We start from the raw sequence: 21,207 nt of genomic DNA on the forward strand, positions 1-21,207 counted from the left end.
ATGCAAATGAGAATAATTGGTTAACCTTGGCAAATACTTATTTTAAAATTGTTAGTTAAAAATTAGGATTAAAGGATGAAAAAAGCATTAATTACTGGTGTTACTGGTCAAGACGGATCATATTTAGCAGAGTTTTTGTTAGAAAAAGGCTACGAAGTTCATGGAATTAAGCGCCGAGCATCGAGCTTTAATACCGAGCGTGTTGATCATATTTATCAAGATATTCATGAAGAAAATCCTAAGTTCTTTTTGCACTATGGTGATTTAACAGACACATCAAACCTCACTCGTATTTTAAAAGAAGTTCAGCCAGATGAGGTATATAACTTAGGTGCACAAAGCCACGTAGCTGTATCGTTTGAAGCCCCTGAATATACTGCCGATGTAGATGCAATCGGTACCTTACGCTTACTAGAGGCTATCCGTTTTTTAGGTTTAGAAAAGAAGACTAAGTTTTATCAAGCGTCAACCTCTGAGCTTTACGGTGAAGTACAAGAGACACCTCAAAAAGAGACAACGCCTTTTCACCCACGCTCTCCTTATGCGGTTGCAAAAATGTATGCTTATTGGATTACAGTAAACTACCGTGAGTCATACGGTATGTATGCATGTAATGGTATTTTATTCAACCATGAATCCCCTCGCCGAGGTGAAACTTTTGTAACACGTAAGATTACTCGTGGTTTAGCTAATATTTCACAAGGATTAGAAAAGTGCTTATACCTAGGTAATATGGATGCACTCCGTGACTGGGGTCATGCTAAAGATTACGTGCGTATGCAGTGGATGATGCTACAACAAGAAACTCCTGAAGACTTCGTTATTGCAACCGGTAAGCAAATTTCTGTACGAGAGTTTGTTTCACTTTCGGCTAAAGAGCTAGGTATTACTTTAGAGTTTACTGGTGAAGGGGTTGACGAAATCGCTACAGTAGCTGCTATTGAGGGCGATATTGCTGAAGCGCTTAGCGTAGGCGATGTTATTGTTCGCGTAGATCCTCGTTACTTCCGCCCAGCTGAGGTGGAAACGCTACTTGGCGATCCTACTAAAGCGAAACAAAAGTTAGGTTGGGAACCTGAAATTACTGTAGAAGAAATGTGCGCTGAAATGGTACAAAGTGACTTAGCTAAAGCTAAGCAACATGCAATTTTAAAATCGCATGGCTATGATATTAGTGTTTCTGTAGAGTAACTACAGGGCTCGTAGTTTGAATTTTTAACCCAGCGCAAAGCTGGGTTTTATTATGGAAAGAACGATGCAAGCTAAGAATGTTTTTGTTGCTGGTCATAAAGGAATGGTTGGCAGTGCTATTGTTAGACAATTACAAGAGCAATCTGGAGTGAATGTTATTACTCGATCTCGCTCAGAATTAAACCTTTTGGATCAGAACGCGGTTGCTAATTTTTTTGAATCGAACGATATTGCACAAGTGTATTTAGCAGCGGCTAAAGTGGGGGGGATTATTGCGAATAATACTTACCCAGCTGAGTTTATATATGAGAACTTGATGATTCAAAATAATATCATTCATAGTGCCCATTTAGCTGGGGTAAATGACTTACTATTTTTAGGTTCATCATGCATATACCCTAAATTAGCTGAGCAACCAATGCAAGAAAGTGCGTTGTTAACAGGTACGTTAGAGCCAACTAATGAACCTTACGCAATTGCTAAAATTGCCGGGATTAAAATGTGTGAATCATATAACCGTCAATATGGGCGAAATTATCGCTCAGTTATGCCAACTAATTTATATGGTGAAAATGATAATTTTCATCCAGAAAACTCTCATGTAATACCTGCATTATTAAGACGCTTCCACGAAGCAAAACTGGCTGGTGATGACAAAGTTGTCGCTTGGGGCTCTGGGAAACCAATGCGTGAGTTTTTGCACGTTGACGATATGGCTGCAGCCTCGATTTATGTAATGAATCTTAGTGATGATGTTTATAACTCAAATACCCACGAGATGCTTAGCCATATTAATGTGGGTACGGGTGTCGATTGTACTATTCGTGAATTAGTTGAAACAGTTGCTAAAGTTGTTGGCTTTAAAGGAGAAATTGAGTTTGATACCACAAAACCAGATGGTGCCCCACGTAAGCTGATGGATGTTTCAAGATTAAAATCTTTAGGTTGGCAATATAAAATCAGCCTTGAAGATGGTTTAGCGCTGACGTATGAGTGGTTCTTAACCAACCAAGACAACTTTAGAAAATAATATGTTTTTAGAGCAAAAAAGGTTTCAAACAGTCATCGACAGTGCACCACTGGTATCTATAGACCTTGTTGTACTTAACGAAAATAATGAAGCATTACTTGGACAAAGGTTAAACCGCCCAGCTGAAGGATTTTGGTTTGTTCCTGGAGGTCGCATTTTAAAAAATGAGTCACTGGCTAATGCTTTTGAAAGGCTAACGCTTAATGAGTTGGGCATTAAAGTTGAATTATCAACTGCCGAATTGCTAGGCCCTTATGACCATTTTTATGATGATAGTGTCTTTAGCGATAAAATAAAAACACACTATGTCGCGATTGCTTATGTATTAAGGCTTACAAAGCAACAGCTTGATGCATTACCATTAAACGAACAGCATGCAGCATATAAATGGTTTAGTTTTGATGAATTACTCAAATCGCCTGAGGTCCACAAGCATACAAAATGGTATTTTGAAGCTTTAACAAAATAAACACAGGGAATTATTATGATTTTACCAGTAATCATGGCAGGTGGCTCAGGCACCCGTTTATGGCCACTATCACGTGGCAACTATCCAAAACAATTTTTATCGCTTAACGGCGAGCAGACCATGCTTCAAGATACGCTAAGTCGCTTAACGGGCTTTGCGCACTCACCAGCCATGTTAATTTGTAATGAAGAGCATCGTTTTATTGCCGCAGAGCAAGTGCGCCAATTAGGTGCAGAGCATGGCGGTATTTTTTTAGAGCCAGTAGGCCGTAATACAGCACCGGCTATTGCTTTGGCTGCTTTTAAAGCAATTGAAAATGAGCAAGACCCATTATTACTTGTTCTTGCTGCAGACCATATAATTGAAGACTCAGCTGCTTTTCAGGCTAGTGTCAATAAAGCAGCAGAATTAGCAAACCAAGATAAATTAGTGACGTTTGGCATTGTAGGTAACAGTCCTGAAACAGGTTATGGCTATATTAAACGTGGTGACGCTGTAGAGCATGGCTATGTGGTTGACAGTTTTGTTGAAAAGCCAAACCTAGAAACAGCCATGCAGTATATTGAAAGCGGTGATTACTACTGGAATAGTGGTATGTTTTTATTTAAAGCAAGCCGCTATTTAGAAGAATTAAAAGCATTCCGCCCAGATATCTATGCAGCTTGCGAAAAAGCCATTGCAGTACAAAGCAGCGATATGGACTTTATTCGCGTAGATAAAGCTGCTTTTGAAGCCTGCCCTGATGAGTCGATTGACTATGCTGTAATGGAGCACACAAAAGATGCAGTTGTTCTGCCTATGGATGCAGGTTGGAGCGATGTTGGTGGCTTTGCAGCCCTTTGGGAAGTGTCTTCACAAGATGAAAATGGCAATGCTTTTAAAGGTGATGTAAAAGCGGTAGATACAAAGAATACGCTTGTATTTGGTGCAGACAAACTTGTTGCAACAGTAGGTGTTGAAGACCTAGTAATTGTAAATACGAAAGACGCTATTTTAGTTGCCCATAAAGATAAATCGCAAGAAGTTAAAGCGATTGTAAACCAGCTAAAAGCGGAAGAGCGCTCTGAAGTCACTTTTCACCGTGAAGTGTATCGCCCATGGGGGAAATATGACTCAGTTGATAGTGGTGAGCGTTTTCAAGTAAAGCGTATTACAGTTAAGCCTGGTGCGAAGCTATCAGTACAAATGCATCATCATCGAGCGGAACACTGGATTATAGTGTCAGGTACGGCAAAAGTACAAATAGATGATACTGAGCAATATGTAACAGAGAATGAGTCTGTTTATATTCCAATTACAGCGGTTCATGCGTTAGAAAACCCTGGTAAAGTTGACTTAGAATTAATCGAAGTGCAATCGGGTTCGTACTTAGGCGAAGATGACATCGTGCGTTTTGAAGACCGATATGGTCGAGTGAAATAGGCTAAAGAGGAGATGTCAGATATCAGACGTCAGTGGTTAGATAAAAGACATTATACGTTAGATATCAGATGTTAGAATATCAGCTAGTGCAGTTTGTTTTGTGCTAGCTGTATGCTTCTTATTGAATAGTTAAATAAATAGGTTTTTTTATGGACAGCCAGTTAGTTTGCTCTGAAGTCATTGCAAAGAGTGGTATTGCGTTTGGTACCAGTGGTGCGAGAGGTCTTGTTAAAGATTTCACCTCTGATGTAAATGCGGCGTTTGCTTTAGCCTTTATATCAGCGATAGATAGTGAATTTACTTTTGATACAGTAGCAATTGCTATAGACAACCGTCCAAGTAGTTATGCAATTGCACAGGCATGTGCAGAAGCAGTAAAACAACATAAATTAAATGTTGTGTATTATGGGGTAACACCCACCCCAGCACTTGCCTACAAGGCAATGCAAGATAATATGCCATGTATTATGGTTACAGGAAGCCATATTCCATTTGATCGCAACGGTTTAAAGTTTTACCGCCCAGATGGTGAGATTACAAAGGCTGATGAGCAAGCCATAATAACTAGTAAGGCTGTATTCAATGCTTTATCTGAAAATCTTGCAGAGCTGGTATTAGATACTACAGCATCCGAATTTTATATTAAACGTTATACCTCACTTTTTAATGCAGATACCCTGAAAGGTAAAAAGATCGGTATTTACGAGCATTCAAGTGCAGGGCGTGATATTTATAAATCTCTTTTTGAGCAATTAGGTGCTGATGTTGTTAGTTTAGGTCGCAGCAATGAATTTGTTCCTATTGATACTGAGGCTGTATCAGATGAAGATAAACAAAGAGCACTAGATTGGTCTAAAGAATACGGCTTTGATGCTATTTTTTCAACGGATGGAGATGGTGATCGCCCACTAGTTGCTGATGAAAATGGTAATTGGTTACGTGGTGACATTTTAGGACTGTTATGTAGCCAATTATTAAATATCGAAGCACTTGCTGTACCAGTAAGTTGCAATACAGCAATTGAAAAAACTAAAAGCTTTAAAGAAGTTAAGCGAACTAAAATTGGCTCTCCCTATGTAATTGCAGAGTTTGCAAATTTAGCTAAGCACTACGCATCAGTCGCTGGCTTTGAAGCAAATGGTGGTTATTTACTTGGCTCAGATATTAATTTTAATGGAAAACCGCTTAAAGCTCTACCAACTAGAGATGCGTTATTACCTGCACTCATTTTATTATCACAGCAAAAGGGTATTTCGAAACTTTTAGATAACTTGCCACAGCGCTTTACTGCAAGTGATAGGTTACAAAACTTTTCTCGCGCACGAAGTTTAAGTCTACTAACAGAACTTAAGGGAGATGCGAGTGTACTCTTATCTAAATTAGGATTTGAAGGAAGCTATGGTATAGACACAACAGATGGGCTACGCATTACCCTAAATTCGGGGGATGTTATCCATTTGAGATCTTCAGGTAATGCTCCAGAGCTAAGATGTTATGTTGAAACTGATAATTTCAGTAGTTCAGAGTGTTTAGCTAATAAGACGCTGAATCTTATCGTAAAGCATGAAATGTAAATTAGTAGCTCTAAAATAGTGAGTTGTTAAAGGTAAATTAATTTTTATATATGCAAGGGAAGTTGGAGCAAAATATAACTTATGTCAAAGATTATTTCAGTTTCAATAATAACTGCTACTTATAATTCTTCGAACCTAATCGTAGATACTTATAAATCAATATTAAATCAGTCGCTTTGTAATTGGGAGTGGATAGTTACAGATGACTGCTCAAGTGATGATACATTTGAAGTTTTACAGAAGCTGTCTAACAGCGACAGTCGAATAGTAATATTCAAAAATAATGCTAATTCTGGAGCTGCTGTATCTAGAAATAACTCCCTCCAACAAGCACGTGGTCAATTTATAGCTTTTATTGATAGCGATGATCTTTGGATGACTGAAAAACTTGAGAAACAAGTTCAATTTATGGAATTAAATAACGTAGATTTCTCTTTTACAGCTTATGAACTTATGAATGATAAAGGTGAAAAAACAGGTCAAAAAGTAGATACACATTTAAATGGCTTTGTAACTTATGAGGATATGCTTAAGAAAAAAGCCACTTTAGGTTGCTCAACTGTCATGTTAAGGAGAGGAGCATTCGAGGACTTATCAATGCCATTATTGAGAACTGGACAAGATTATGCGACTTGGTTGAAGCTACTAAAATCGGGGAAAAGTGCGTACCCACTAACGGAAGTATTAACTCTTTACCGGATTCTACCTAATTCTATTTCCCGTAACAAATTTAAAAAAGCAAGGCGTCAATGGCAAATTTATAGAGAGGTAGAAATGCTATCTTTTACAAAATCAGTGATTAGCTTTTGCTACTATGCGTGGCGAGCGGTATTTAGACAGTAAAATACAGTTTGAATCATGAATTTATATAAACTGCTCTTTTAATGAAATTTAATCTTATTTTAAAGGGGGCTTGATTTTTAAGCTGGCTTTTAGTGTTAAAGAGTTAAATCACTATTTATTGAAATTCAGGCTGTACAGCAATATTTGATAACTACAAAAGAGAAATATTAATGAATAAAGGAACATTTACCCATTTAAAAGCTCTCGAAGCCGAGGCTATACATATTATCAGGGAAGTAGCTGCTGAGTTTGAAAACCCTGTTATGCTTTACTCAATAGGTAAAGATTCATCTGTTCTGTTGCATTTAGCCCGTAAAGCATTTGCTCCAGGAAAAATACCATTTCCTTTACTTCATGTTGATTCTCATTGGAAATTTAAGGAGATGATTGAGTTTAGAGATCGCATTGCCAATGAGTATGGTTTTGATCTTATCGTCCACAAAAATATGGAAGGTGTAGAGGCTGGGGTAGGTCCGTTCACACATGGTAGCTCAAAGCATACGGATATAATGAAAACTCAAAGCTTAAAACAAGCTCTAAACAAAGGTAAATATGATGCAGCTTTTGGGGGAGCGCGCCGCGATGAAGAAAAATCGCGAGCAAAAGAACGGGTGTATTCATTCCGTGATAAAAATCACCGCTGGGATCCAAAAAATCAACGACCAGAATTATGGAATATTTATAACTCAAAAGTTGAGCAAGGCGAGAGTATACGTGTGTTTCCTTTAAGTAATTGGACTGAGCTTGATATTTGGCAATATATTTACCTAGAAAATATTGAAATTGTACCACTTTACTTAGCTAAAGAGCGCCCTGTAGTTGAGCGTGATGGTATGCTCATTATGGTTGATGATGAACGAATGCCAATTAAAGATAAAAACGAAATTCAACATAAAATGGTTCGCTTTAGAACGCTTGGTTGTTACCCGCTTACAGGCGCTGTGGAGTCTGAAGCAACAACACTTCCAGAAATCATACAAGAGATGCTTTTAACTAAAACATCAGAAAGGCAAGGGCGCTTAATAGACCATGATTCGTCAGGCAGCATGGAAAAGAAAAAAATGGAAGGATATTTTTAATGAGTCACGCATCTACGCTAATTGAATCGAATATTTTAGATTATCTTGATCAACACGAAAATAAAGAGTTGTTACGTTTTATTACCTGTGGCTCAGTTGATGATGGTAAAAGTACGTTAATTGGTCGTTTGTTACATGATTCAAAAATGATTTTTGAGGATCAGCTAGCAGCTATAGAAAAAGACAGTAAAAAAAGTGGTACTACAGGAGAGAAAGTAGATTTAGCATTATTGGTTGATGGATTACAGTCTGAACGCGAGCAAGGTATTACTATTGACGTTGCCTACCGTTACTTTTCGACAGATAAACGTAAATTTATAATTGCAGATACCCCAGGGCATGAACAATATACAAGAAATATGGCTACAGGCGCATCTACTGCAGACTTAGCTATAATTTTAATTGATGCTCGATATGGTGTTCAAACACAGACTAAGCGACATAGTTTTATAGTATCGCTGTTAGGAATAAAGCACGTTGTTGTAGCAATCAATAAAATGGACCTTGTTGATTTCTCTGAACAAACATATAACGCTATTTGTGAAGATTATAAAAAACTAGCTGAATCTTTAAATATCCCAGATATTCACTTTACACCAATTTCTGCTCTTAATGGTGACAACGTCGTTAACCAAAGCTCAAATACACCTTGGTATCAAGGTGGGACATTGATGTCGTTGTTAGAAGACATTTCTATTGAATCAGCTGAAACTTTAGATGAATTTCGTTTTCCTGTTCAGTATGTGAACCGTCCAAATCTTAATTATCGTGGTTTTGCTGGAACAATTGCTTCGGGTAGCGTTTCTGTGGGCGATGAAATTAAAGTTTTACCATCTGGCAAGAAAAGTAAAGTAAAAAGTATTGATACATTTGAAGGCTCAATTACAGAAGCTTGCGCTCCATTTGCGGTAACAATTACTACAGAAGACGAAATAGACATCAGCCGTGGTGATATGTTAGTCCACTTAAATAGTTCTGTCATACTTGCAGACCAAGTATCTGCACATATTGTATGGATGGACGAAAAAGTGTTAGCCACTAACAAAGAGTATCTAATAAAGTTTGCAACAAAAGAGGTAACGGGTTTCTTTTCATCAATAAGTAATAAAATTGATGTTAATACTCTTGAGAAGGAAAGTGCAGAATCTTTAGAGCTTAATGAAATAGCGCTATGCGAACTAAAATTAAATAACCAAGTTACTGTAGATCCATATAGCTTAAATCGACAAACCGGTTCATTTATTATTATTGACCGTTTAACTAACGGCACTGTTGGTGCTGGTATGGTTATTAATGCAACAAATAGTTTAAATACCAAGCATCTTGTGAAAAAGCAATATACAGAAGCAGAAATTCAGTTAAATAAATATATTAGAACGCATTATCCTGAGTGGGATGCAAAAGAAATCAACTAGTAAATATAAGTAAAGGGAACTTATGAATATTGAGCAGTACTTAATAGTTGCTATTTTCATAGCAACTATTATTTTTTTAGTTAAGTTTCAAAAGTTCCCTGAACGTGTTTTTGCCGCATCATGTTTGGCTTGCTTTGCGTCTAACTTAGTTTCAACTGAGCAATTACTTACGAATGCTGTTAATCCAGGCTTAGTAACTCTATTACTTTTAGTTGTATGCGCATTTTCCTTTGAGCGTACCAGTTTTTTGCGAAAACTGGCTAATGTTTTATTTAATGGCTCAGTAGCTAAGTCTTATATTAGAACCTTGTTGGCAACAATTATAGCGTCAGGATTTTTGAATAATACCGCGGTAGTCGCTACTTTAATTAGCCCAGTAAAAAACAATAAACTGATTGCTCCAACCAAACTTTTATTACCTCTTTCTTATGCCGCTATATTAGGCGGCACTCTTACCCTAATCGGTACTTCAACAAACTTAATAGTTAACTCTATGCTTATTGAGCGAGGCGTTGTGGGTTTTGAGTTTTTTGACTTTTTACCAATTGGATTAGCGGCAGTTGGGGCTTGTGTATTGGTAATGGCGCTAACTATCAGCCGACTAAAAGGTAAAGTAAGTAAAGTTGAAAGCTCTAGCGATTACTTTGTTGAAGCTAAAGTGAGTACAGGTTCACCTTTAATAGGTAAAACAGTAGAGCAGAATGGGCTACGAAGTTTAGAAGCTCTTTTTTTAGTTGAGATAGTACGTGAAAAGCGCTTAATTTCGCCAATAGCACCCACACAAATTATTCAAGAAGGCGATAAGCTAATTTTTTCGGGCGATGTTACTAAAGTACTGGTGCTACAGCAATTTGAAGGTTTGAGTTTATTTGCTGAACAAGATGGCTTGTTGCGTGATAACTTAACCGAAGTAGTTATTAAGCCTGGAGCTACAGTAGTTGGTAAAACATTAAAAACAGCTGGTTTTCGTGCTCGCTTTGATGCTGCCGTAGTTGCTGTTCGCCGTGAAGGAGAAAAGCTCTCAGGTAAGCTGGGTGATATCACTATTCAAAGTGGTGACTTTTTGATTCTTGCAGTCGGCCCTGATTTTGCCAAACGTACTAACTTAACTAAAAACTTTTTTATACTTAGCGGCGTTAAAGCCGATAACATGCTCAAAGGTTTAAAAGAGCGAGTTGTTATTTGGGGCTTTGTTGCAACCATTGCTAGTTCTTTAATTATTGATATTAGCCTATTAAAAAGCTTTATATTTTATCTTGCAGTACTGGTGGGTTGCCGTTGTTTATCACTAAACGAAATTAAGCGACGTTTTCCGTTAGAGCTTTGGCTTATTGTTATGAGCGCTTTAACTTTAGCTACAGCTCTTGATAACTCAGGGGTATCAACGTTAATAGCAGAGCAAGTCAAAGAGCTGCTCGCAGGTCAAAGTGTATATATCGCCTTTATTGGTGTATTTTTACTTACTCTATTATTTACAGAGTTAATTACTAATAATGCAGCAGCTGCGCTGACCTTTCCTATTGCATTTACCATTGCTCAAGGTTTAGGTGTTAGTTATTTACCATTTGTACTAGCGGTTGCATTTGCAGCTAGTGGAAGCTTTATTAGCCCTTACGGTTATCAAACCAACTTAATGGTTTATAATGCTGGCAACTACAAATTAAGCGATTTCATAAAGTTTGGCTTACCGATTTCTATCACTTATAGCCTGGTCGTATTGGCCTTGATACCAGTATTTTTTCCGTTTTAAAAACGAGCACTATAGAGATAAGATATCAGATGTTAAAAGGAGCTAGGCGCTAGGTTTATTTTCCGATAAGGTTTAGTTGTGAATGGATTTCACCTATGGCAAAGGGACTAGTTATGAAATTTGAACAAATGGATGTTTGGAAGAAGTCATCACGATTAGCATGCGACGTATACAAAGTAATGTTTGTTTGCAAAGATTACGGTTTTAAAGGTCAAATAACACGTGCTGCATTATCAATTCCCTCTAATATCGCTGAAGGGCTCGAAAGAGAAACCTGCAATGATGAAGCTCGTTTTTTATATTATGCAAAAGGCTCGGCAGGAGAGCTCATAACTCAATTATATATTGGTATTGAGATAAAATTTATGGATAAGCATGTTGGCTTGAATTAATTTCTGAAGCTAAAGAAGTTGCAGCTATGATTGCAGCGTTAATAACATTAAGAAAAGGCTGTGCTAAAGAGTCAGCCATTGAATATCATTTTAAAGAACCTAGAACCTAGAACCTAGAACCTAGAACCTAGAACTTAGAACCTAGAACCTAGAACCTAGAACCTAGAACCTAAGAGGTACTATGACCGAGAACATTGTATGGCACACTCAAACAGTTTCGCGTGCTGAGAAAGAACAACATAAAGGGCATAAGCCGGTTTTACTTTGGTACACTGGGTTAAGTGGCTCAGGTAAGTCGACAATTGCTAATGCGGTTGAGGCAAAGTTATTTGAGTTAGGTTGCCATACTTATTTGCTTGATGGTGACAACGTGCGCATGGGCTTAAACAGAGGTCTTACTTTTAGCGATGAAGACCGGGTTGAAAATATTCGCCGTATTAGTGAAGTCGCCAAGCTGTTTGTTGATGCTGGTTTAATTGTATCAACCGCGTTTATCTCACCTTTTGAAGAAGATCGTGCCCGCGCTAGAAGTATTATGAGCCAAGATGAATTTGTAGAGGTATTTATCGATACGCCATTAGAGGTTTGCGAAAGCCGCGACCCTAAAGGTTTATACAAAAAAGCCCGAGCAGGTGAGCTCCCTAACTTTACAGGTATTAGCTCGGCGTTTGATGTCCCAGAGCAACCAGAAATTCATGTAAAAACAGCTGAGCAAACTATTGAGCAAAGCGTTGAACAAATTATTGGTTATTTACGCGAAGCAGGGATTTTAGAAATTTAGAGCTAGAAACCTGATATCAGTCTTCTGAACACTGATATCTGACGTCTAATATCTCTAATCTCTGACGTCTAATTCTCTAACTTCTATTACTTTTGAGATTTTATGAACTACGATATTTTTAACGGCGATGCAGATGGCATCATCGCACTTTTACAGCTACAGCTAGCTAATCCTGTTGAAAGCGTAAAAGTAACGGGCGTGAAACGTGATATTCAATTATTGAAAAAAATCACCCCAAAAGCTGGTGACAATATTCGCGTACTCGATATTTCGATGGAAAAAAACATGGCAGAGCTGCACGATGCGCTGTGTGTCGGTGCACGAGTTATATATGTAGACCATCATAAGGCGGGTGATATTCCAAAGCACGTTAATTTATTTGCACATATCGATTTAGATGCAAATATGTGTACAAGTTTAATTGTAAGTGACATTATTGATAAGCAATACCACTTATGGGCCATTACAGCCGCTTATGGCGATAACTTATTTGCAAAAGCAGATAGCGAAGCTGATAAACTTGGTTTAAGCGAGCTCGAAAAGTCACTGCTTAAAGCTTTTGGTACTTATATTAATTATAATGGCTATGGCAGTGAGGTGGCTGATTTACACTTTGCCCCAGAAGATTTATTTAACGAGCTACTAAAATATAAGTCACCTCTTGAAGCCATTAACGACCCAGAGTCAGTTTATTACGTGTTAGAAAAAGCATATAAAGCCGATATGCAAAAAGCCGCAGGTGCTAAAGTTTTACATAATTGCGATATAGCAAAGGTTATCTTGCTTGATGACGCGCCATGGGCGCGCCGTGTAAGTGGAGTATTAGGTAACGACCTTGTAAACCAAGCACCCAACAAAGCTCATGCAGTGCTTACCTACAATAACAAAGGAAGTTACACCGTAAGTGTAAGGGCGCCACTAAATAATAAGCAAGGCGCTGTTGAGGTATGCAGTCAATTTGCCACTGGCGGCGGCCGCGCAGCAGCCGCAGGTATCAATGAATTAAGTTATAATCAAGTTTCTGTTTTTTTGGAAAAACTTATTGATTTTTATGGGGTTGCCTAGTTTTTATGGGTTTTAACTTATCTGTTTCTCATGTTTACTTAATGAAAATATGCACTAAGAAACATTAAAACTGAAAGAGTATATAGTTTGTAGCCCATAAAGGGTGATAGGTCAGGTTTAAGCGTTATAAAAATAGGTTATGTGTGGTGTTTAATTGTAGCCGACCAGTAAATTTAACTTTTATCTAATTTTTTAGGCTAACACATTACCAATATTGTACTTGATTTTGCAACTATTTGTTGTTGTAGGTGTTACTTCAGCTGCTTTTATAATGCTTACAATTAGTTAAGTTTCTTACGTAAATATTTTGACTATTTAAAAGAAAGAAGCGTAGCGAAAACAATCTTTTTGTATTAGTATTTGTGTATCAGTAAAATATATACAATCGAATTCAAGGAAGGAATATGTTTATTGACCTCGCATTTACTTTTATCATCGCTTTTGCAATACTATTTTTAATGCGCAAAGTGGCCAAAACCATTGGTTTAGTGGATAAACCATCTGGCAGAAAGCTTCATACTGGCAATGTTCCGTTAGTTGGTGGTGTTGCTATATGCTTAACGATTGTTCATTACATCTTTTCTCACCCCGGCATGATAAACCATGCAAATTTATTTATGCTAAGTATAAGTGCTTTAACTTTAATAGGTGCACTTGATGATAAGTTTGATTTAAGCGTTAAAATACGAATGGGTATTCAGGCTTTCGTTTCTGTTGGAATGATCTATTTTGCTAGCGTTGAACTTGTTAGTCTAGGTAATCTTTTTGGCTTTGGTGAAATTAACTTGGGTATTACTGGGAGCATTTTAACTGTAATTGCAGTTCTTGGCTGTATTAACGCATTTAACATGGTTGATGGTATTGATGGGCTGCTAGGTGGATTATCAATAATTACCTTTGGTAGTATTGGTTTATTGTTAAGTGGCGTGGGAGAGCAGAGCTTGAGCTATTTATGCTTGTTACTTGTTGTTTGTATGCTGCCGTACATTGCTATGAATCTGGGCCTTATTGGTCGTGAACGCAAAGTATTTATGGGGGATGCAGGAAGTATGATGATTGGCTTTACTGTTATCTGGCTTTTAATCGGGGCCAGTCAAAATCCAGGTAGCCCTATGATCCGCCCAGTTACAGCGTTATGGCTAATCGCTGTGCCATTAATGGATATGGCAGCAATTATGATACGTCGCATAAGACAGGGTAAATCTCCATTTAAGCCAGACCGTGAGCACTTGCATCACATTTGCCAGCGTTTAGGTTTTAGTTCTATTCAAACATTATGCTTTATTTGTGGATTTGCAGCTCTTTTTGCCAGTATAGGCATTATAGGCGAGGTGCTAAAATTACCTGAATTTGTCATGTTTTATGGTTTTTTGACTGTATTTTCCTGTTACTTAGCCATTTTGATGAACTATGCGGCAGTAATGAATTATGTTTGTAGAAAGCTAGAATTAACAGAGGTTTCATTCAGCTCAAATTAAAGGTTTTTGAAAATTAAAGGGTTTTAACAATAAATAACTTTTCACAAGATAACTTTGGATTTACCTCACATTTTAGCTAGCTTAAAGTTTTTAATAAAGGAATAATAATGAAGATTGCAGTTGTTGGCACAGGCTATGTTGGCCTGTCGAACGCAATGTTATTAGCACAAAATAATAAAGTAGTTGCATTAGATATTGATGAGCAAAAAGTTGCTTTATTACAAGGTAAAAAATCACCGATTGTTGATAATGAAATCAGTGACTTTTTAGTTAATAAACCACTTAATTTTACTGCTACCACTAACAAAGAGTCAGCCCTTTTAAATGCTGAATTTGTTGTAATTGCTACTCCAACAGACTACGACCCAGACACTAATTACTTTAATACTCGCTCAGTTGAGTCGGTTATTAGTGATGTATTAGCAATTAACCCAACCGCAACCATGGTGATTAAATCAACCGTGCCTGTTGGTTACACTAAATCGGTTAAAGAGCAGTTTGGTACAGACAATATAATTTTCTCGCCAGAGTTTTTACGTGAAGGTAAAGCACTTTACGATAACTTACATCCATCACGTATTATTGTTGGTGAACAAAGTGAGCGGGCTAAAGTATTTGCAAATTTATTGGCAGAAGGTGCTGTAAAAACTGACATTGATATTTTATTCACCGACTCAACTGAAGCAGAAGCAATTAAGCTCTTTTCGAATACTTACCTAGCAATGCGCGTAGCCTACTTTAATGAACTAGATAGCTATGCAGAAAGTCATGGCCTTGATGCAAAGCAAATTATTGAGGGCGTAGGGTTAGATCCTCGCATAGGTAAGCACTATAACAACCCATCGTTTGGCTATGGCGGTTACTGTTTACCTAAAGATACCAAGCAGCTACTCGCTAACTATCAAGACGTACCTAACAATATGATTCGTGCGATTGTAGATGCCAATACAACTCGTAAAGATTTTATTGCAAATTCAATTATTAAGCAAAATCCTAAGGTAGTTGGTATTTATCGTTTAGTAATGAAGTCGGGCTCTGACAACTTTAGAGCGTCTGCTATTCAAGGCATTATGAAACGCATTAAAGCTAAAGGTATTGAGGTAGTAGTTTACGAACCAACCTTTGAGGGCGAAGCATTTTTTAATTCCCGTGTAATTAAAAACCTTGATGAGCTTAAAACTATCTCTGATGTAATTGTATCGAACCGCATGGCTGATGAGCTGCAAGATGTAGCCGACAAGGTTTATACCCGTGATTTGTTTGGTAGTGATTAAGGAAAAGGCGGTATCGTAGGCGTGAAATTTATTTCGCGCGAAGATTTATTCACAAAGACAAGCGAATGAGGAAGTGATAATAATGCTTTTTTTTTCTCTAAAGCGTAGCGCCTCATAACCTCTTTGTAAAATTTTCTTTGGTAAGTCGTATCTTTTTTACTCTTTGTAAACATCAGTACTAACGAAAAATAAAATTAAAAACCATTCAGCTTGTATCTACTTTAGTGTTGCTAGTTTGGTGTTATTGTAGATTAAATTACTAAATAAAGGACTAATTATGAAAGCTGTTATTCCAGTTGCGGGCCTTGGTACTCGTATGCTTCCTATGACTAAAGCTATTCCAAAGGAAATGTTACCTATAGTTGATAAACCACTAATTCAGTACATCGTAAATGAGTGCATTGCCGCCGGTATTAAAGAGATTGTGCTCGTAACTCACAGCTCTAAAAACGCGATTGAAAACCACTTTGACACCAGCTTTGAGCTAGAAGCAACACTTGAAAAGCGTGTTAAACGTACCTTACTTGAAGAAGTAAGATCAATTTGCCCGTCAGATGTAACCATTATGCATGTTCGTCAAGGTGAAGCTATGGGCTTAGGTCATGCGGTGTTATGTGCAAAACCAATCGTGGGTGATGACGACTTTGTAGTGGTACTGCCAGACGTGATTTTAGATGGTTACACCGCGGATCAAAAAACCGAAAACATTGCCGCTATGGTTAAGCGTTTTAAAGATGTTAAAGCAAGCCAGATCATGCTTGAACCAGTACCGCAAGAGAGTGTTCACAAGTACGGTATCGCTGATATTGGTGGTGTTAAAATTAAAGCGGGCGAAAGCGCACCAATTAAAACGATGGTTGAAAAACCAAAAGCTGAAGAGGCTCCGTCTAACTTAGCGGTTGTTGGCCGTTATGTGTTATCAAAAGCTATTTGGCCTTTACTTGCTAAAACACCTGCGGGCGCTGGTGGCGAAATTCAATTAACCGATGCGATTGATGAGCTGATGAAAACCGAAGTTGTTGAGGCTTTCCACATGAGTGGCCGAGCTCACGACTGCGGTGACAAGCTTGGTTATTTAAAAGCGATTATTGAGTACGGTATGCGTGATGAAAAACTAGGCGGTGAGTTTTCTGAGTTTTTAAACGATATTGTTGCGCCTAAAGTGAGTCACTTAAAAGCGGTTTAATTAGTTTTTGAGTTTCTGAAATATTCAAACGCCTACACATTGTGTAGGCGTTTTTGTTTATTAGATAGAATTTTAAACACAAAGGGGGCGAGGATTACAGATTGAGATAATTAATAGACTTAAGGTGAATGTGTAGACTCTTTACTAAAGTGATATTTGATACCGTAGGTCTGAAATTTATTATGCACGTAAGATCTCTTTTGAACCACAGAGGACACAGAGAACACAGAGGTAAATACGGCAAGACGAAAAACTCAGAAAGAGCTGTTTGGTAGTGTTATGTTAGTTTGAGGGATGTTTTGGATACCAAAATTTTAAGAGCTTTGAACCACAGAGGGCACAGAGGAAGAGAAAGAGGTATAAGGTGCTTTATCTTCAGGCCGGTGTTTTATGAGTTTTAGAATTAATCTAATTTTCTCTATGTAGCGCGTAGCGCCTCGGTGTGCTCTGTGGTTCAGAGTGTTTATGTCTTTAATCTAATTAGAACCGCAGAGGGCATAGATAGCACAGAGGAAGAGAAGGAGGTCTTTAAGCTTTCAGCCGTTAGGTTTCAGCTAAATTGTGTTGTTTGTGGGTCAGACATTGGTTGATGGAATGGTGTTGTATATAAGACGCACCAAGCAGGTGTGACGCCTACTGTTTAATATTTTATTTATCCATGTAGCGCGCAGCGCCTCGGCGTGCTCTGTAGTTCAAAAAGTATTTTTCGTATTATTAGTAAGATAATTTAAGCTATTCTTACATTATAAACAGCTTTTAAATGTTCAATATTAGCAAGGATGGCTATATGGAAATGGATATAATTACCCGTAAAGTAATAGCGTGCGCTATTGAGGTACATAAACAATTAGGGCCAGATTTATTAGAGTCTACCTATGAAAGTTGCTTGGTATATGAATTGCTGCAAGTTGGCTTTTCACCACTTAACCAAGTTGAGTTACCTATTTCATACAAGAGTGTCTGTTTAGATGCTGGGTATCGACTTGACATATTGCTTCCAAAGTCGCTAATTATCGAATTGAAAGTAGTAGAAAAGCTTTTACCCATTCACACAGCACAGTTAATTACATATTTAAAATTAACCGACATCAAAACAGGTTTGCTTATTAACTTTAATGTTTCAAGGTTGGTAGATGGTATTAAGCGCATTCAAGTTTAGTATTTCTCTTGGCTTCAAATCTAATTGTAACCTCAGATTTATTAGGTAAAACGTTCTCTTAATTAGAGTTTTCTTCTCTATGTAGCGCGCAGCGCCTCTATGTACTCTGTGGTTCAAATTATTCAAATCGAATTACACCACAGGCGGCACAGACTGTTCTCTAAGGTAAAACCTCTTATTACAATTTTTTCTCTGTGTAATCTGTGGTTCAAAGCAATATAAATAGATAAATCTAAGTAGCTATTTCAATCTTGGTTTTATCGCCCAATAGGGCTTGGTATTTTGTAGCCAGGGTAGCTTTGGCTTCGTCATCGCCGTGAACAATTTTGATTAACTTAGGCTTCTTTTTCATACCCGTTACAAACCTAATTAAACCGTTTTGGTCTGCGTGGGCGCTGTAGCCACTGATGGTATGTATTGTTGCATTTATATAAATCTTCTCGTTATTAATATAAACGTAGCCACCACTAGGCCCATAAGTTTGAATATCGCGCCCTAACGTGCCCTTGCCTTGATAACCCACAAAAATGATATCGGTTGTTTTGTCAGGTAAAAACCGCTCTAAATAGTTAACGATTCTACCACCGGTGCACATGCCACTGGCTGCGATTATAATTGCTGGCTGCTGCCTTGAACTTAAAAAGTTAATGAGTGCCATGTGTTCTTGATGAGTATCTATAGTATGCAGTTGGCTAAAGTCTAACGGGTGGCGGCCTTGTTTTATGCGCCTTTTTGCCTCGTTATCCCAAAGGGTTTTAAAGTGTTGGTACTCAGCAGTGAAATTAGCAGCCATCGGCGAGTCAACAATCACTTGCAGCTTATGCCACATTGAATTTTTGCGTGCAGAGTGAATAATTTGCTCTAGCTCATATAGTAGCTCTTGCGTACGGCCAATGCTAAACGCAGGAATAAGCACCACGCCGTTATCTGCAACGGCTCGCTCTATAATATTTTTTAAAACCTTTACCCGTGTCTTACGGCCATCATGGTTTTTATCACCATAGGTAGATTCAATCACAAGAGTATCGGCACGATAGGGCGGTTTAGGCGATGGCAATAACGGTGTGTAAGGCGCACCCAAATCACCAGAAAATACCACTCTGTGGTTATTTGGCTTTTTGCCAAGCTCAATTTCTACGTAGGCAGAGCCAAGAATATGACCGGCGCGTTGTAGGCGGAGTTTAAATAAAGCTTTAGGGTTCTGGTTGCTTGAGGTTGTTTGTTCGGGGCTAAAGCCCACTCCTACTGAGATGGGGTACCACTTGTTGAAATCGAGGGGAACAAGCTGCTGTTTTAGTCTTCTTATACAGGTATTTATTATGGCTTCATCACGTGTTACGCCTAGTTTTAAGGCGTCTTCAATCACCATTGGTAATAATTTAGCTGTAGCGATAGACGTATAAATAGGCCCTTTAAAGCCAGCTAAAAATAGGTAAGGTATGCGACCTACATGATCAATATGGCAGTGGGTAATTATAAGCGCTTTTACTGTAGATATATCAAAGTCGATGTTGAGATCTTCGTGGCTGTCTTCGCCCTGAAACAGCCCACAATCAATGAGTATTGAGTTGTTGTCGTCAATAATAAGCTGGTGGCACGAGCCTGTAACACCGTTAACTGCTCCGTGGTGTTTGATATGCATAATTATATCCTTATTTTTGAAGCACATGTTCAGCATAGAGGTTATTGATTACAACGGCAACGAGCAAAGTTCAACATGGAGTGATGGAATTTTCATAAATCACGGGCCATCAGTTTTCAGCTGTCAGTTTGAGGCTGAATGGTGTTGCATGTTGGTGATGTGATAATTTGTTAGTAGGTTGCTGAATTCAGCCTAATTTTTAAAGAACATTTGCACAAAGAGAAGTGAATGAGTAAAGAATGAGGAAACCTTAATATTGTTTTCTTTTAAGCGAAGGATTTATAACTATTTTTAAGTTTTTAACTTTTTCTGACCACAGAGTACATAGAGAGCATAGAGGAAGAGAAGGAGAGACCAAACCTCTTTTAAATATTGGTTTCTCTGTGTAGCGCGCAGCGCCTCGGTGTTGTGGTTCAAATATTGTTTTTACACAAAGAGAAGTGAATGAGAAGAGAATGAGGTAAACCAAGAACTTACTTAATTTGTTTTCCTCTAAAGCGCAGCGCCTTTGTGAGCTAAAGATCTTTTTTCTAACCACAGAGGGCACAGAGAGCACAGAGGAAGAGAAGATTAGACCAAATTTTTTAAATAATGGTTTCTCTATCTAGCGCGCAGCGCCTCGGTGTTCTCTGTGGTTCAAATAAGTTTTTCACAAAGAGAAGTGAATGAGAAGAGAATGAGGTAAACCAAGAACTTACTTTATTTGTTTTCCTCTAAAGCGCAGCGTCTCTTATCCTCTTTGTAAATTAAAGATCTTATTTCTAACCACAGAGGACATAGAGAGCATAGAGGAAGAGAAGGAGAGACCAAACCTCTTTTAAATATTGGTTTCTCTGTGTAGCGCGCAGCGCCTCGGTGTTGTGGTTCAAATATTGTTTTTACACAAAGAGAAGTGAATGAGGGATCCTATAAATCTTATAAGTTGTTTTCTCTTAAGCGCAGCGTCTCTTATCCTCTTTGTAAATTAAAGATCTTTTTTCTAACCACAGAGGACATAGAGAGCATAGAGGAAGAGAAGGAGAGACCAAACCTTTTTTAAATATTGGTTTCTCTGTGTAGCGCGCAGCGCCTCGGTGTTGTGGTTCAAATATTGTTTTTACACAAAGAGAAGTGAATGAGGGATCCTATAAATCTTATAAGTTGTTTTCTCTTAAGCGCAGCGTCTCTTATCCTCTTTGTAAATTAAAGATCTTTTTTCTAACCACAGAGGACATAGAGAGCATAGAGGAAGAGAAGGAGAGACCAAACCTTTTTTAAATATTGGTTTCTCTGTGTAGCGCGCAGCGCCTCGGTGTTCTCTGTGGTTCAAATAAGTTTTTCACAAAGAGAAGTGAATGAGAAGAAAAAAAGGGATCCAATACATCTTATAAGTTGTTTTCTCTTAAGCGCAGCGTCTCTTATCCTCATTGTGATATTTTGGTTTTATCTATGATTTAAATTTCATTTTTGTATTAACT

General features: G+C 37.9%; 17 protein-coding genes. 16 read left to right on the forward strand and 1 reads right to left on the reverse strand.

Going from position 1 to position 21,207, the window contains the following annotated elements:
• Positions 1 to 75: 75 nt before the first annotated feature.
• The 16 genes from gmd to L1D46_RS14155 all read left to right on the forward strand — a co-directional run bounded on the left by gmd (position 76) and on the right by L1D46_RS14155 (position 18,108).
• Complete coding sequence (gene gmd, locus L1D46_RS14080) at positions 76 to 1,191, forward strand: GDP-mannose 4,6-dehydratase (protein ID WP_239977705.1); 1,116 nt, start codon at positions 76 to 78, stop codon at positions 1,189 to 1,191.
• Positions 1,192 to 1,255: 64 nt separating this feature from the next.
• Positions 1,256 to 2,221, forward strand: a complete 966-nt coding sequence (locus L1D46_RS14085; protein ID WP_239977706.1) for a GDP-L-fucose synthase — start codon at positions 1,256 to 1,258, stop codon at positions 2,219 to 2,221.
• Position 2,222: 1 nt separating this feature from the next.
• Complete coding sequence (locus tag L1D46_RS14090) at positions 2,223 to 2,690, forward strand: GDP-mannose mannosyl hydrolase (RefSeq protein ID WP_239977707.1); 468 nt, start codon at positions 2,223 to 2,225, stop codon at positions 2,688 to 2,690.
• Positions 2,691 to 2,705: 15 nt separating this feature from the next.
• Positions 2,706 to 4,112 (forward strand): mannose-1-phosphate guanylyltransferase/mannose-6-phosphate isomerase, encoded by a 1,407-nt coding sequence (locus L1D46_RS14095; RefSeq protein WP_239977708.1) that lies wholly within the window; start codon positions 2,706 to 2,708, stop codon positions 4,110 to 4,112.
• A 149-nt stretch (positions 4,113 to 4,261) separates the two neighbouring features.
• On the forward strand, positions 4,262 to 5,686 hold the full coding sequence (locus L1D46_RS14100; RefSeq protein ID WP_239977709.1) for a phosphomannomutase: 1,425 nt from the start codon (positions 4,262 to 4,264) through the stop codon (positions 5,684 to 5,686).
• Between the two features lie 81 nt (positions 5,687 to 5,767).
• Positions 5,768 to 6,529 (forward strand): glycosyltransferase family 2 protein, encoded by a 762-nt coding sequence (locus tag L1D46_RS14105; protein ID WP_239977710.1) that lies wholly within the window; start codon positions 5,768 to 5,770, stop codon positions 6,527 to 6,529.
• 170 nt (positions 6,530 to 6,699) lie between these two features.
• A complete protein-coding gene (gene cysD, locus L1D46_RS14110; RefSeq protein ID WP_239977711.1) occupies positions 6,700 to 7,608 on the forward strand; it encodes a sulfate adenylyltransferase subunit CysD in 909 nt (302 codons plus the stop codon).
• Positions 7,608 to 9,023 carry a sulfate adenylyltransferase subunit CysN gene (gene cysN / locus L1D46_RS14115; RefSeq protein WP_239977712.1) on the forward strand — a complete coding sequence of 472 codons (1,416 nt, stop codon included), beginning with the start codon at positions 7,608 to 7,610 and terminating at the stop codon, positions 9,021 to 9,023. The genes cysD and cysN overlap by 1 nt, the downstream gene beginning before the upstream one ends.
• A gap of 22 nt (positions 9,024 to 9,045) precedes the next feature.
• Positions 9,046 to 10,773: an SLC13 family permease gene (locus L1D46_RS14120; RefSeq protein ID WP_239977713.1), complete on the forward strand. Its 1,728-nt coding sequence runs from the start codon at positions 9,046 to 9,048 to the stop codon at positions 10,771 to 10,773.
• A gap of 113 nt (positions 10,774 to 10,886) precedes the next feature.
• On the forward strand, positions 10,887 to 11,165 hold the full coding sequence (locus tag L1D46_RS14125; RefSeq protein WP_345779679.1) for a four helix bundle protein: 279 nt from the start codon (positions 10,887 to 10,889) through the stop codon (positions 11,163 to 11,165).
• 181 nt (positions 11,166 to 11,346) lie between these two features.
• Positions 11,347 to 11,946 carry an adenylyl-sulfate kinase gene (gene cysC, locus L1D46_RS14130; protein WP_239977714.1) on the forward strand — a complete coding sequence of 200 codons (600 nt, stop codon included), beginning with the start codon at positions 11,347 to 11,349 and terminating at the stop codon, positions 11,944 to 11,946.
• A 102-nt stretch (positions 11,947 to 12,048) separates the two neighbouring features.
• Positions 12,049 to 13,011 carry a DHHA1 domain-containing protein gene (locus tag L1D46_RS14135; RefSeq protein WP_239977715.1) on the forward strand — a complete coding sequence of 321 codons (963 nt, stop codon included), beginning with the start codon at positions 12,049 to 12,051 and terminating at the stop codon, positions 13,009 to 13,011.
• Between the two features lie 404 nt (positions 13,012 to 13,415).
• A complete protein-coding gene (gene wecA, locus L1D46_RS14140; RefSeq protein WP_275668456.1) occupies positions 13,416 to 14,489 on the forward strand; it encodes a UDP-N-acetylglucosamine--undecaprenyl-phosphate N-acetylglucosaminephosphotransferase in 1,074 nt (357 codons plus the stop codon).
• Between the two features lie 107 nt (positions 14,490 to 14,596).
• Complete coding sequence (locus tag L1D46_RS14145) at positions 14,597 to 15,763, forward strand: nucleotide sugar dehydrogenase (protein ID WP_239977716.1); 1,167 nt, start codon at positions 14,597 to 14,599, stop codon at positions 15,761 to 15,763.
• Positions 15,764 to 16,040: 277 nt separating this feature from the next.
• Positions 16,041 to 16,949: a UTP--glucose-1-phosphate uridylyltransferase GalU gene (galU, locus tag L1D46_RS14150; protein WP_239977717.1), complete on the forward strand. Its 909-nt coding sequence runs from the start codon at positions 16,041 to 16,043 to the stop codon at positions 16,947 to 16,949.
• A gap of 787 nt (positions 16,950 to 17,736) precedes the next feature.
• A complete protein-coding gene (locus L1D46_RS14155; protein ID WP_239977718.1) occupies positions 17,737 to 18,108 on the forward strand; it encodes a GxxExxY protein in 372 nt (123 codons plus the stop codon).
• Positions 18,109 to 18,340: 232 nt separating this feature from the next.
• On the opposite strand, the gene L1D46_RS14160 is transcribed toward L1D46_RS14155, so the two are convergent.
• Positions 18,341 to 19,750, reverse strand: coding sequence for an MBL fold metallo-hydrolase (locus tag L1D46_RS14160; RefSeq protein ID WP_239977719.1), 1,410 nt, complete (start codon positions 19,748 to 19,750; stop codon positions 18,341 to 18,343).
• Between the last annotated feature and the right edge of the window lie 1,457 nt (positions 19,751 to 21,207).

Origin of the sequence: Pseudoalteromonas sp. Isolate3, from assembly GCF_022398505.1 — a bacterium.
Lineage (GTDB): Bacteria > Pseudomonadota > Gammaproteobacteria > Enterobacterales > Alteromonadaceae > Pseudoalteromonas > Pseudoalteromonas apostichopi.

Coding starts and splice junctions, on each gene's coding strand:
- gmd (WP_239977705.1), top strand. CDS start 76: ATGAAAAAAGCATTAATTACTGGTGTTACTGGTCAAGACGGATCATAT.
- L1D46_RS14085 (WP_239977706.1), top strand. CDS start 1,256: ATGCAAGCTAAGAATGTTTTTGTTGCTGGTCATAAAGGAATGGTTGGC.
- L1D46_RS14090 (WP_239977707.1), top strand. CDS start 2,223: ATGTTTTTAGAGCAAAAAAGGTTTCAAACAGTCATCGACAGTGCACCA.
- L1D46_RS14095 (WP_239977708.1), top strand. CDS start 2,706: ATGATTTTACCAGTAATCATGGCAGGTGGCTCAGGCACCCGTTTATGG.
- L1D46_RS14100 (WP_239977709.1), top strand. CDS start 4,262: ATGGACAGCCAGTTAGTTTGCTCTGAAGTCATTGCAAAGAGTGGTATT.
- L1D46_RS14105 (WP_239977710.1), top strand. CDS start 5,768: ATGTCAAAGATTATTTCAGTTTCAATAATAACTGCTACTTATAATTCT.
- cysD (WP_239977711.1), top strand. CDS start 6,700: ATGAATAAAGGAACATTTACCCATTTAAAAGCTCTCGAAGCCGAGGCT.
- cysN (WP_239977712.1), top strand. CDS start 7,608: ATGAGTCACGCATCTACGCTAATTGAATCGAATATTTTAGATTATCTT.
- L1D46_RS14120 (WP_239977713.1), top strand. CDS start 9,046: ATGAATATTGAGCAGTACTTAATAGTTGCTATTTTCATAGCAACTATT.
- L1D46_RS14125 (WP_345779679.1), top strand. CDS start 10,887: ATGAAATTTGAACAAATGGATGTTTGGAAGAAGTCATCACGATTAGCA.
- cysC (WP_239977714.1), top strand. CDS start 11,347: ATGACCGAGAACATTGTATGGCACACTCAAACAGTTTCGCGTGCTGAG.
- L1D46_RS14135 (WP_239977715.1), top strand. CDS start 12,049: ATGAACTACGATATTTTTAACGGCGATGCAGATGGCATCATCGCACTT.
- wecA (WP_275668456.1), top strand. CDS start 13,416: ATGTTTATTGACCTCGCATTTACTTTTATCATCGCTTTTGCAATACTA.
- L1D46_RS14145 (WP_239977716.1), top strand. CDS start 14,597: ATGAAGATTGCAGTTGTTGGCACAGGCTATGTTGGCCTGTCGAACGCA.
- galU (WP_239977717.1), top strand. CDS start 16,041: ATGAAAGCTGTTATTCCAGTTGCGGGCCTTGGTACTCGTATGCTTCCT.
- L1D46_RS14155 (WP_239977718.1), top strand. CDS start 17,737: ATGGAAATGGATATAATTACCCGTAAAGTAATAGCGTGCGCTATTGAG.
- L1D46_RS14160 (WP_239977719.1), bottom strand. CDS start 19,750: ATGCATATCAAACACCACGGAGCAGTTAACGGTGTTACAGGCTCGTGC.